Below are 12,434 nucleotides of genomic sequence, written 5' to 3' on the forward strand. Positions count from 1 at the left end.
GTCTTCACGCCTCCCCAGACCGCTGCATCCGGCGATAGCGCGGCAATGCGGCCAATTTGTTTTCACGCCATTCCTCCAGTTCCGCGCGAGCGCGGTCCTTCAAACGAGTGGCGATTTCCTTTTCACGGTTCGCCGCGAGCGTCAGGCCTTCCTTCGTCTCGACCTTCCTGTTCGCGTCGTAAAGCGCTCCGTCGAGCTGGCGACCCGCCTGTTCCAGCCGGGTCGCAAGTTCCTGCATCGCGGCGAAGGATGCGCCGGTGGCAAGGCCCTGCGTGCCGAACAGGTCGCTGCGCACGCGGGCGAGCCGCTCGATATTATGGGCGATGCCCGCCGCCTCGTCCCGCGCACGGGCGGCTTCGGCGACGGCCATGGCGTGCTGCACATGGCGGACGCGCAACACGCGCTGGCGGCGACCGACAAGCCCCTTCATGCGCCGAAGCCCGCGACGAGCGCGTCGGCGCTGGTAGACAGGTCGATGCGGCTTTTCTGGTCCTGCCGGATGAAGTCGAGGATTTCCTGGCGGCGGCGCACCGCTTCGTCGATCACGGGATCGTTGCCGGGACGGTAGGCACCCATCAGGATGAGATCGCGATTTTCCTCATAGGCGGCCCACAGGCGGCGATAGCCCGCCGCCGCCTGGCGATGTTCGTCGTCCACCACATCGGCCATGACGCGCGAGAGCGACTTGCCGATATCGATGGCGGGAAAGATCGACTGTTCCGACAAATGGCGCGACAGGACGAAATGGCCGTCGACGATGGCGCGCGCCGCGTCCACGATCGGGTCGTCGGTGTCGTCGCCGTCGGCCAGCACGGTGTAGAGCGCGGTGATCGACCCGCCGGTGCGGGCGTCCACCCCTGCGCGCTCGACAAGGCGCGGGATCAGCGCGAGGGCGGAGGGCGGATATCCCTTCATCGCGGGCGGTTCGCCCAGTGCCAGGCCGATCTCCCGCTGAGCGTGGGCGCAACGGGTCAGGCTGTCGATCAGCAGCAGCACTTTCTTTCCGCGTGCGCGGAAATATTCGGCGATGGCGGTGGCGCGCGCGGCGGCGCGCAGGCGCAGCACCGGGGGATGATCGGCGGGCACGGCGACGACGATGCTCTTGTGCATCGCGCCCTTGAGCTTGGTTTCGAGGAAGTCGCTGACCTCGCGGCCCCGTTCGCCGATGAGGCCGGTGACGACGATGTCCGCTTCGGCCCCGGCGATCATCTGCCCCATCAGCACCGACTTGCCGACGCCCGACCCCGCGATGATCGCGATGCGCTGGCCGCGCCCGGCGGTCAGCAGCGCGTTGACCGCGCGCACTCCGAGGTCGAAAGGTTCGGTGACGCGACCGCGGTCGAGGACGTTGCCCCTGACCCCGTTCAGCGGCCAGACGCCACCCGCGATGATCGGCCCCTTGCGGTCGAGCGGCTGGCCCATAGCGTCGATGACACGGCCGATGAGGCCATCGCCGACCTGCACCATGTTAGCCTGACTGTCAGGCTCCACGCGGATGCCGTTTTCGAGCGGGGCGTCGGCGTCGAGCGGCACCAGCAGCGTGCGGTCGCCGCGAAAGCCGATGACTTCGGCGCGGCAGACCGACCCGTCGCTGGCAAGCACGCGTGCGCCCGAACCGATGGGACGGCGAAAGCCGGTCACTTCCAGCATCCCGGCGTCATGGCTGACAAGGCGGCCGACATGGCGCGGCGCGCGGTTCTGCACCTGAAGATGGTCGAACAGGCTTTCGGCCTGCGCCAGCGCCGCGCGGATCATGCCTTGCCTTCCATATCGTCGAGCAGCGCGCGCAAGCGCGACAGGCGCACGTCCGGGCCATCTTCGACCCAGCCGTCCATGGTTTCGAGGCGGACGCAGCCGCGCTGCATCGTCTGGTCGGCGACCAGCGGCACGCCGATGGCCTCGTCCTTCAACATATCGGCATCGTCAGGATGGAGATGCAGGGCACTGCGGTCCTGATTGCCCTCGATGAAGGCGGCGACGGTATCGCAGCGCTGAACGAGGCGGTCCATGTCGATCTCCACCTCGCCCACGATCTGTTCGACGAGGCGCACCACCGTGGCGGACAACATGGTGGACAGCATCCCGCTGGGCGCGGGCGCCAGCAATTCGAGCGCTTCGGAAAGGCGGCCCTGCGCCTCGACCGCGTCCGCCTGCGCTTCGGCAGTGATGCGGCACCCTTCCTCGAACCCCATGGTGAAGGCTTCCATCCGCGCTTCCTCGAGCACGTCGACGGGTTCGACCGGCACCAGTTCGCCGCGCAGGGCAGCGGTCTGCTGCCCCGCAGGCGCGGTGTAGAGGCTGCGAAAGCCCCCTTCGACCGGGCGGAAGCCCGCGACCGCGACCGGCGCTGCGTCGATCGCCGCGTCTGCGCCCCAGATCCTAGACAAAATCGTTGCCCTTTCCGCCGAGCATGATGGTGCCCGCGTCCGCCATGCGGCGCGCGGTCGCGATGATGAGCTTCTGCGCGTCGATCACTTCGGCAAGGCGGATCGGCCCGCGTTCCTCGATCTCGTCGGCGATGGCCTGCGCGGCGCGGGCCGACATGCAGCTGAAGATCTTGCCCTTGAGCATGTCGTTCGTGCCCTTCAGCGCCACGACCAGCACGCTGCTGTCGATCGTGCGCATGAGCGTGCCCAGATTCTTGTCGTCCATGTCGATGAGGTTGTCGAAGACGAACATTTCCTCCTCGATGGTCTGGGCGATCATCTTGTCGCGTTTGGCGACGGCCTTCATGATCCGCTGCTCATTGTCCTTGCGGACATTGTTCATGATCGCGGCCGCCTCGACCGTGCCGCCGCGCTGCGACGCTGCACCCTGCTTGTTGACCGGGCCGCGCAGCAGGAGCGTTTCCAGATCCTCCAGCGCCTCGTTCGACACCGGGCCGAGCGTGGCGATGCGGTACACGATCTCTTCCTGATATTCGACCGGCAGGAGTTGCAGCACGTCGGCGGCGACCGGCGCTTCGAGATGGGCGAGCACGATCGCCATGATCTGCGGATGCTCCGCCTCGATAAGCGCTGCGATCTCCTTGGCGTCCATCCACTTCAGCATTTCGAGCTGGGTGGAGCGGGTCGGCGGAGTGATGCGCGCCAGGATGGTTTCGGCGCGCTCCTCGCCCAGCGCCTTGGTCATCGCGCCCCGGATGTGGCGGGTCGCGCCATAGCCGATGGTGGTGCGCTTCTTGGCCTTGTTGACGAAATGGTCGAGCGCCTCGTTCACTTCCTCAGGCTCGACATCCTGCACGTCATACATGGCGTAGCCGAGCTGGCGCACTTCGTCGGGTTCGAGGCGCGAGAGGATCTGGGCGGCTTCGTCCTCGTCGAACAGCATCAGGAGGACGGCGGCGGCGGCGCTGCCCTTGAGCGCCTCGGGACGACCGGGGACGATCTCAGGCATTTTCCTTTTCCTTCTTCGCTTCCTTGAGGAGGTCGCGAACCACGAGGGCGGCGCGATCCGGGTCCTGCTTCACGAAGTTGCGGATGAGGTCGGCGCGCTGGGCATAGTCGTAAGCGGAGGAGATCATGTCGAGCGTCACCTTCCCCTCGCCGCCTTCGGCATTGGGGACGGGGGCCTGCCGCATCAGTTCGCCCGATATTTCGCGCCCGATCTGTTGCCCGGTTTCCGCCTTCGCCTCTTCCTCGGCGGCCTGTGCCGCGGCGCGGCGCTTGAGCAGCGGGCGACCGATGCCGAAGATCACGAGCAGCGCGACGAGCAGCGCGGACAGGTTGCGGGTCAGCGGCGCGATCCAGTCGGCTTCATACCAAGGCGTTTCCACGGCGGCTTCCTTGACGAAGCTGCGCGAGGACAGCGCGACCACGTCGCCGCGCGCCTGGTCGAAGCCGACCGCGCCCTTCACCAGTGCTTCGAGCGCCGCGATTTCCTGCGCGGAACGGGGCTTGCCGTCCGGGCCGTTGTCGAGCGCCACGGCGACCGACAGACGCTTGACCGTGCCGATCGCGTCCTTGGTCACCGAAACCTCGCGGCCCAGTTCGAAGGAGCGGTTGAAGGTTTCTTCCGTCTTCATCAGCGGATTGGGCGGCGTGCCGGGCTGCGCGCCCTGGGCACCCTGCGCCGTCTGGCCCTGCGCCACCGCCTGCCCGTTGGGGTTGGTCTGCGTGACGGTCGGGTTGACGGGCGCCTGATTGCTGAGCGCGCCGGGGATGCCCGAGGCTTCGCCTGCGCCCTGGCCGCGCGGGTCGGATGCCCATGTGCCCTGTTCGGTGCGCAGGCGCGCTTCGTCCTGCGGATAGGTTTCGCGGGTCGCCTGCCTTTCGGCGAAGTTCAGTTCGGCATGCACTTCGGTCGAGAAATTGCCCTGCCCCAGGATCGGGGTCAGCAACGCGATGACGGACTGCTTGTAGCGATCCTCCATCTTCGACTGGACAGCGATCTGGCGGTCGTCGGCGGCATTGCCGTCATTGTCGCTCAGCAGGCGTCCGTTCTGGTCCACCAGCGAAATGTCGTCCGGGCTGAGTTCCGGGATCGACGATGCGACGAGGTGAACGATGGCGCTCACCTGCTGATCGGTCAGCGTGCGCCCGTTGGCCAGACGCAGCATCACCGATGCGGACGGCTTGGTCCGTTCGCGCAGGAAGACGCTGGGCGGTTCGACGGCAAGATGCACCTTCGCGCTTTCGACGCTGTCGATCGCCTCGATCGTTCGGGCGAGATCCATCTCGCGGGCCGAGCGCAGCTTTTCTCCCTCGACCGCGCGGCTCGCGCCCATCGGCAGGCTGTCGATCATGCTGTTGCCGTCGGGCGCGCTCTTGGGCAGGCCCTGCGCGGCGAGCATCATCTTCGCCTTGAAATAATCGCCCTCGCCCACGGTCATCGCGCCGCCATTGTCGAAGTCGTATTTGATGCCGTTCTGGTCGAGCACCTGCGCCACAGCCGACTTGTCGGCGTCGGGCAGGCCCCGGAACAGGTCGCGCTGCGGCGGTTCGCGCAGCGCCAGCCAGGCAGCGCCAGCGACCGCCACGGTGCCGAGCAGGCCGATCAACGGCAGGCTCTTCGCCACGGCGGGTTGCTTCATGAAGCCGGTGAAGCGCGCCTTGACGGCGTCGAAGCCTTTGGCCCCGCTGCCGAAGGAGGCGGCCGAAGCGGCGGGGAGCGCGGGGGCGGCGGTGCCGACCGTGGTGGAAAGGGCGTTCTCGCTCATCGATTATACCGGCATGCTCATGATGTCCTTGTAGGCGGACAGGAGTTTGTTGCGGACCTGGAGGGTCGCCTCGAAGCTGACCGACGCCTGCTGCTTGGACAGCATGACGGCGGCGATATCGGTGGTTTCGCCCTTTTCGAACGCGGCGGCGGCTTCGCCCGCCTGGTTCTGAAGGCCGTTCACCTGTTGCAGCGCGCTGGACAGCGCGTCGGTGAACGCGCCGGGCTTGGTTTCCTGCGCACCGCCCAAAGGAGCGTTGCCGCCCACGGTGGGCGCGGAGGACACGTCGCGCAGCGCCGCGTTCCTTTGCAGGATGGCGTTGCGGATCGCCATCACGCTGTCGGTCGGGGACAGGCCGTTGATCGCCATGGTTCAGCGCTCCTTCAAGCCGCGGCCAGCTCGCGCATTTCGGCGAGCCGATAGCGCAGCGTGCGTTCGGAAATACCGAGCTTGCGCGCGGCGGCGGCCCGGTGGCCGTCCGTTTCGCGTAGCGCGGTGCGGATCGCCTCCAGCTTGGAATGGCGGGCGACGTCGCGCAGGCGGATCGGCTCGGCGGGCATCAGAGCGGCAGGCGCGACGATCGGATGCGCGGGCGCGGCGGCGATCTGGGGTGCGGACCCCATGTGCAGGTCGCTCGCCTCGATCCGGTCGCCGTCGCGCAGCACCACAGCGCGCTGAAGCACATTGCCCAGTTCGCGGGCGTTGCCGGGCCAGGCGTGGGCGAAGAGCTTGTCCAGCGCATCGGCGGTCGGCCAGACGAGCCCGGCCTTCCCCATGTCGGACATGCGCAGCAGCATGGCGGCGGCGATCGCGCTCACATCGCCGCGACGCTGGCTGAGCGGGCGCAGTTCGAGCGGCATGACGTTGAGACGCCAGTAAAGATCTTCGCGAAAGCGGCCTGCGGCGACTTCCTCGGCAAGGTTGCGGTTGCACGCGGCGATCACGCGGACGTTGACCGGAACCGGATGGGTCGCCCCGACCGGGAGCACTTCGCCCTCCTGCAGCGCACGCAGCAGCTTGGCCTGAAGCGCGAGCGGCAGTTCGGCGATTTCGTCGAGAAACAGCGTGCCGCCGTCCGCCGCGAGGAACAGGCCTTCCGAAGCGGTCGCGGCGCCGGTGAAGCTGCCCTTGCGGTGCCCGAACAGCATCGCTTCCATCATGGTTTCGGGTAGCGCAGCGCAGTTCACGGCGATGAAGTCGTGGCCGGTCCGGCCCGACTGGGCGTGGAGGAAGCGCGCCATGCCTTCCTTGCCGGTGCCGGTATCGCCCTGGATGAGGACGGTCGCGTCGCTACGCGCCACGCGGCTCGCCAGCGTCATCAGGCGGGCGCTGCCCTGATCGCCCACTGCCGGGACGTTCGCCGGACGGGCGAGTTCGGCGATGAGGGCGAAGGCAAAGCCCATGTCCGCCATGCCGAAGGCGACGCGTGCGGGCAGGCCGTTTGCGGCGGCAAGCAGCGAGGGTGCGCCATCGACAAGGGTGATGAGGATATCGCGATGCGTCGCATGGGCGATCTCGGTCGCCAGCAGTATGCGGCGCGTGTCCCGATCGGGCGCACCGGACTTCTCGCGCGGGCTGGCGGCATCCACGATCCGCACGGCGTAAAGCGCATTTTCAAGCCAGTGCTGCAAGCCCGGAACGAGCGCGCAGACGCCACGGCTCACGTCAAGCGATGACATGACCAATTTCCCACATTCTGGCCGGCTTGTACCCCCGTACGCCCCTAGCCCCTTCGATGATCGGGTTTTACCGCGAGCGTGGTTATTAGATGGTTAATGCCGGTCGGCATCTTGCCGCCCGACCGGCAATTTTTTTCCGGCAAAAACGGCAGCTTATAAGACCTTGGTCTAAAGCGCGCGCGATGCGCCCGCGTAAGGAGTGCGGACGCCTGCCGAATCGCCGCGCTTTTCAAAAAAATCGCAGGCCGCGTTAAAGCCCGGACGCCCCCCGCCGTTATCCCCTTTCGAGGCCGCAAGCGCCCTGATGGCAGCGACCGAATGATTGAACGGAAAGGGAATATCATGACTGTTATCGGAACCAACTCGTCGGCGCTGCGTGCAGCCAACTCCTCGACCATGGCCAGCAAGGCGCTGTCCACCGCCATGGAACGCCTGTCGACCGGCAAGCGCATCAACAGCGCGAAGGACGACGCCGCCGGCCTCGCCATCGCTTCGTCGATGACCGCGTCGATCAAGGGCATGACCCAGGGCATCCGCAACGCCAACGACGGCATTTCGATGGCGCAGACGGCGGAAGGCGCGCTCGGCGAAGTCAGCAACATGCTCCAGCGTATGCGTGAACTGGCGGTGCAGGCAGCCAACGGTACCTACACCACCACCGACACCGACAACATCCGCGTCGAACAGGCCCAGCTCAAGGCGCAGATCAACGACATCGTCACCAAGACGACCTTCAACGGCAAGAACCTGTTCGACGCCGCCGCCGCCACCGGTTTCTCGATCCAGACCGGCGCAAACTCGACGGATACGGTCACGCTGAAGTCCGCCGACCTTACTGCTACCGCTTCCAAAGTCGGGGCTGTTCTCGCCAAGACATTCGCCGCAGGCGGCGCGAGCGACGCATCTCTGCAGGACTATGACGATGCGCTGGCGGAAGTGTCGGGAACCCGCGCGACGCTGGGTGCGGCGCAGAACCGCCTGGAATCGGCCGTCAACAACCTGACCAGCACGGTCACCAACCTGACCGACGCCCGCAGCCGCATCGAAGACGCCGACTTTTCGGCGGAATCGACCGCCCTCGCCAAGCAGCAGATCCTAAGCCAGGCTTCGACCGCGATGCTGGCGCAGGCCAACCAGAGCCAGCAGGGCGTGCTGAAGCTGATCGGCTAAGACAAGACCATGAGATTGGTCGGCTGAGGTCTTGGTCACCGCCAGCCGCCCAAGTCATCCCCGGCGCATCAACAGTCCCCACCGCGCCGGGGGAGACACCTTCGATCGAACGACCAGCCTTTTCGAAGCCTCCGTCCCCCCGGGCGGAGGCTTCATCGCGTTCAGGGCGGTTCGATGGATGGATTTGATGGATACGGGGGCTTGGCGCGCGCGTTTGCCCGATCCATGATGACATCCATGATCCAAATGAACCGCCGCACGATCCTGACCGCCTCGGGCGCTGCCCTGCTCCTGCCGCAAAGCCTGCGCGCACAGGCGAAGGGAGACGCCTTTTCCTGGGACGCGCTGGTGGCACGGGCGCAGGCGCTCGCCCGCGCGCCCTATCGCGAAACGCCGCCGAACCCCGGTGCGGCAAAAGTGGATTACAACGCGCTCCACGCCGCACGCTTTCGCGACGAGCGGACTTTATGGGGCGACCTTCCCGGCGACACGGGCGTGCGCTTTTTCCCCTTGTCCGCCACCGCGCCGCAGCCGGTGGAGATCGCCATCGTCGAAAAGGGGCGCGCAACGCCGCTGCGATACGACCCGGCGATGTTCGACGCACCGGCGGGGAACGCTGTGGGCGCGCTCGGCCCGGATGCGGGTTTTGCCGGATTTCGCATCATGAACGCGGCGCGCGACGGGGACTGGCTATCGTTTCTGGGCGCCAGCTATTTCCGCGCGCCCGGCCCGCAAAAGCAGTTCGGCCTGTCCGCCCGCGCCGTTGCGATCAACACCAGCATCCAGGGGCAGGAGGAGTTCCCTCGGTTCACCCATTTCTGGCTGGAACGCACCGGAGCGACGAGCGTCACCGTCTACGCTTTGCTGGACGGCGCATCCATCGCCGGGGCCTTCCGGTTCGCGAGCAGCCTCGGCAGGGACGGCGTGCGGCAGGACGTTACCGCCGCGCTCTTCCCGCGCCGGGCGATCCGCGAACTGGGCATCAGCCCCATGACCAGCATGTTCTGGTACGATCAGGCGAACCGCGCAAAGGGCACAGACTGGCGCCCGGAAATTCACGATTCCGATCTGCTGTCCATCGCCAGCGGCGATGGCGGCGTGCAGGCGCGGCCTATCGTCAATCCCGCGAACCCGCATTTCAGCGCCTTCGTCGAACGCGATCCCAAAGGCTTCGGCCTGCTTCAGCGCGACCGCGATTTCGATCATTATCAGGATGACGGCGTCTTCTACGACCGACGCCCCTCGCTCTGGGCGACGCCTGCCGCCGGATGGGGGGCGGGTCAGGTGCGGCTCTACGCCTTTCCCACCGATAGCGAATATACCGACAATGTCGCGGCTTACTGGACCCCCGACGGTGCGGTGAAGCCCGGCCGCCGGATCGACGCACGATACCGCCTGGACTGGAGCGCGGCGCGCGCGCCGGCGTCGTCCGGCCTTGCCATAGTGGAGAATGTCTGGCGCGGACGTGGCGAGCAGGACGGCGTCGAACGGCTGGTGGTCGATTTTTCCGGTGTGCCGCAGGACATAAAGCCGCAGGTGTGGAGCGATGTCGCGAACGGCGCGGCGGTCAAGACGGCGGGCTATCCGGTGCTCGGCAGGCCCGGTCTGTTCCGGACGGTCATCGATCTGCGGCGCGGCAGCACCGTTCCGGCGGACGTGCGGTTGCAATTGCGCTCGGGAAATCGTGGGTTAAGCGAGATGCTGCATTACCCGATCGGGGCTTGAAGGGAACCCGCGCTCATGCGCGGGGTTCAAACGCGCGGGTCAAGACAGGGTGTTTGTGATATGATGCAGGGAGGCGGCCCGGCGGCAGGTGCCGCAGCCGGGGAGAAACCATTGGCGCGGGCGTTCGAACAGGTTCCGGCGGAGCAGCCGCTCGACATGCCGGAGCAGGATTTTTCAGCGCGTCCGCCGATGGTTTCCGGGCGGTCGTTCAATATCGACATCTGGGCGCGTCGGTTGCTCGTCGTGACCCTTGCCCTCCTCCCCGCCGCGATGGCCGCGCATGAGATGCGCCGATCCATCGGCCTGGATGGGATCAGCGGGATGGAGGGCGTGTATCTCGTCCTGTTCGTATCGCTCTTCGCGTGGATCGCGTTCGGCTTTTCGACTGCGACAATCGGGTTCCTGCTGCTGACGGTGGGTCAGGGCCGAAGCGTGACGCCGCGCCCCCTCCTTGCGTCCGAACCCCTTCGCGGTCGGACCGCGATCCTGCTCCCGGTGTGCAACGAGGATTTCCTCGGCGTACTGGGCCGCCTTTCGATCATGGAGCGCAGCCTGTCGCAGGTGATGGGCGGCGAACGGTTCGAATTTTTCATCCTGTCCGATTCCAACGCGGAAAGCGGGGAGGTGGAGCGTCAAGCGTTCCAGGAGATGCGCGCGTCTTTCTCCCGCCCGGTCCATTATCGCCGCCGCGCACTCAATATCGGGCGCAAGCCCGGCAACATCGCCGAATGGGTACAGCGCTTCGGCGGCGGCTACGATCATATGGTGGTGCTCGATGCCGACAGCGTGATGAGCGGCCAGACGATGGCGCGACTGGCGTCCGATATGGAGCGGCATCCGCATGTCGGACTTATTCAAACCGTGCCGACCGTCATGGGCGCAGCGACGCTCTTTGCGCGATGGCAGCAATTCGCCAGCCGCCTTTTCGGCCCGATTTCCGCAGCGGGCATGATCTGGTGGGCAGGGTCGGAGGGCATGTTCTGGGGCCACAACGCCATCGTGCGGGTTCGCGCCTTCGCCGAAAGCTGCGGCCTTCCGGAGTTGCCGGGCCGCGCGCCCTTCGGCGGACATATCATGAGCCACGACATGCTGGAGGCCGCGCTGCTGCGGCGACGCGGGTGGGATGTTCACATGGTCACCGCCGAGGATAGTTTCGAGGAATTCCCACCGTCGATGCCCGACATGTTCACCCGCGACCGCCGCTGGTGCCAGGGCAACATCCAGCATGTCCCCTTGCTCTTCCGGATCGCGGGACTGCATCCGGTGAGCCGGTTCCAGTTGCTGGTGGGCGCGAGCGCCCATTGCACTTCGCCTCTCTGGCTCGCGCTGATCCTCGTCGTGCTGGGCGGCGCTGCGAGCGGGCTGTGGCCTGCGGCAGCCGTGCTGCCATCGGGTGGTTTGCTGGCGGTCACGGCGGTGCTGTTGTTCGGACCGAAGATCCTCTCGATCCTCTGGGCGCTGGTCGATCCGGCGCGGCGCATCGGCTTCGGTGGCGGGCTGCGCATGACCCGTGGGGTGATCGCAGATATCCTGCTTTCGATCCTGATGGCCCCGGTCGCGATGCTGACGCAGACGATCAACCTGTTCGGCATCCTCATGGGACGCAAGAGCAGCTGGAACGGCCAGACCCGCGATCGCGACGGCATGGCGATGGGCGGCGCGATCTGGCTGTTCAAATGGCATTTGCTGCTGGGCGTGGGCCTCACGCTGCTGGCGATCCGGGCGGATGCGCTCGGGTGGACGCTACCGGTGGTGGCGGGCCTGTTCGCCTCGCCGGTTCTCGCCGCGATTACGGCGCGCAAGGATGTCGGGCGCTGGGCGGCGGAACGGGGCCTGTTCCAGGTCGCAGACCCCTGGTGGCAGACGCAAAGCTATCGTCCGTTGCGCTTCCGCTGGCCCACTTCCGCGAGCCGCCCCGCGGTCGTCGCGAACGACGAGTGAGACAGCTGCGCACGCGTGCGCGTCACTCGTTCCAGCCGCGCAGTTTTTCGCGCAGCTTGTCGAGCGCGGCTTTCTTGATCTGACACACGCGAGCCGCGCCGATGTCCAGCGTCTGGCCGATTTCCTCCAGGTTCATTTCTTCGACGAAATAGAGCTGGAGTACCATCGCCTCACGTTGCGGCAATTCGCCGATGCAGGCGGCCAGCGCCTTTTTAAGCGATTCGCGTTCCAGCACCTGATCGGCGCGGTCCTCGACATCGGCGAACCACATCGACTGATCCGAATAGACTTCGTCCATGCTGGTGTGCTGCACCATTTCGACGCTGTCGGCGATTTCGCGGAAGTCCGCCGGGTCGATGCCCATCGCGCTCGACATTTCGGCTTCGGTGGGAAGCCGTCCGAGGCGCTGTTCAAGCCCCCCCCGGACCTTCGCGAGTTCCTTGCGCTTGGCCATGGCCGAACGGCAAAGCGTCGCCTGCCTCCGCAGATGGTCGATCATTGCGCCGCGCACGCGTAACTGCGCATAGGCGCCGAAGCCCAGGCCCCGATCCTCGAAACCGTTGGCGGCCTCCACCAGGGCGACCATTCCGATCTGAAGCAAATCCTCCACCTCGATGGCGGTCGAGACGCGCCCGTGGACATGCCACGCGATCTTGCGCACCAGCGGCATATATTGGCGGGCGAGCCGTTCGGGGCTGTTGTCACCGGGCTTTGCATAGGTATGGGCACCGGCCGCGATCTTGTTCATGTACATGGCTCAG

At 66.5% G+C, this 12,434-nt stretch carries 11 protein-coding genes; 3 read left to right on the forward strand and 8 right to left on the reverse strand.

What is annotated here, in order from left to right:
• Nucleotides 1–4: 4 nt before the first annotated feature.
• From DI606_RS06250 to DI606_RS06280, 7 genes are read right to left on the reverse strand one after another with little or no spacing between them, the layout of a single operon-like run.
• Nucleotides 5–430 (reverse strand): hypothetical protein, encoded by a 426-nt coding sequence (locus DI606_RS06250; protein WP_293980653.1) that lies wholly within the window; start codon nt 428–430, stop codon nt 5–7.
• A complete protein-coding gene (locus DI606_RS06255; RefSeq protein WP_293980655.1) occupies nt 427–1,755 on the reverse strand; it encodes a FliI/YscN family ATPase in 1,329 nt (442 codons plus the stop codon). Before DI606_RS06255 ends, DI606_RS06250 begins: the two co-directional genes overlap by 4 nt.
• Nucleotides 1,752–2,387, reverse strand: a complete 636-nt coding sequence (locus DI606_RS06260) for a FliH/SctL family protein (RefSeq protein WP_293980657.1) — start codon at nt 2,385–2,387, stop codon at nt 1,752–1,754. Before DI606_RS06260 ends, DI606_RS06255 begins: the two co-directional genes overlap by 4 nt.
• Entirely contained in the window at nt 2,380–3,396 is a 1,017-nt protein-coding gene (gene fliG, locus DI606_RS06265) for a flagellar motor switch protein FliG (RefSeq protein WP_293980659.1), read from the reverse strand. Before fliG ends, DI606_RS06260 begins: the two co-directional genes overlap by 8 nt.
• Nucleotides 3,389–5,158 (reverse strand): flagellar basal-body MS-ring/collar protein FliF, encoded by a 1,770-nt coding sequence (gene fliF / locus DI606_RS06270; protein WP_293980661.1) that lies wholly within the window; start codon nt 5,156–5,158, stop codon nt 3,389–3,391. The genes fliG and fliF overlap by 8 nt, the downstream gene beginning before the upstream one ends.
• Nucleotides 5,159–5,161: 3 nt before the next feature.
• A complete protein-coding gene (gene fliE, locus DI606_RS06275) occupies nt 5,162–5,521 on the reverse strand; it encodes a flagellar hook-basal body complex protein FliE (RefSeq protein WP_293980731.1) in 360 nt (119 codons plus the stop codon).
• A gap of 20 nt (nt 5,522–5,541) precedes the next feature.
• Nucleotides 5,542–6,837 (reverse strand): sigma-54-dependent Fis family transcriptional regulator, encoded by a 1,296-nt coding sequence (locus tag DI606_RS06280; protein ID WP_293980663.1) that lies wholly within the window; start codon nt 6,835–6,837, stop codon nt 5,542–5,544.
• 342 nt (nt 6,838–7,179) lie between these two features.
• Here DI606_RS06280 and DI606_RS06285 point away from each other — a divergent pair, with 342 nt between their 5' ends.
• The 3 genes from DI606_RS06285 to mdoH all read left to right on the forward strand — a co-directional run bounded on the left by DI606_RS06285 (nt 7,180) and on the right by mdoH (nt 11,673).
• Nucleotides 7,180–8,007 (forward strand): flagellin, encoded by an 828-nt coding sequence (locus DI606_RS06285; protein ID WP_293980665.1) that lies wholly within the window; start codon nt 7,180–7,182, stop codon nt 8,005–8,007.
• Nucleotides 8,008–8,244: 237 nt separating this feature from the next.
• Complete coding sequence (locus DI606_RS06290; protein WP_293980667.1) at nt 8,245–9,732, forward strand: glucan biosynthesis protein; 1,488 nt, start codon at nt 8,245–8,247, stop codon at nt 9,730–9,732.
• A 60-nt stretch (nt 9,733–9,792) separates the two neighbouring features.
• Nucleotides 9,793–11,673, forward strand: coding sequence for a glucans biosynthesis glucosyltransferase MdoH (gene mdoH / locus DI606_RS06295; protein ID WP_293980669.1), 1,881 nt, complete (start codon nt 9,793–9,795; stop codon nt 11,671–11,673).
• A 22-nt stretch (nt 11,674–11,695) separates the two neighbouring features.
• On the opposite strand, the gene DI606_RS06300 is transcribed toward mdoH, so the two are convergent.
• The gene (locus DI606_RS06300; RefSeq protein WP_293980671.1) at nt 11,696–12,427 is read right to left on the reverse strand and encodes a sigma-70 family RNA polymerase sigma factor; all 732 of its coding nucleotides are present in this window, start codon (nt 12,425–12,427) and stop codon (nt 11,696–11,698) included.
• Nucleotides 12,428–12,434 lie beyond the last annotated feature (7 nt).

It is taken from the genome of Sphingobium sp. (assembly GCF_003248505.1).
Taxonomy (GTDB): Bacteria; Pseudomonadota; Alphaproteobacteria; order Sphingomonadales; family Sphingomonadaceae; genus Sphingobium.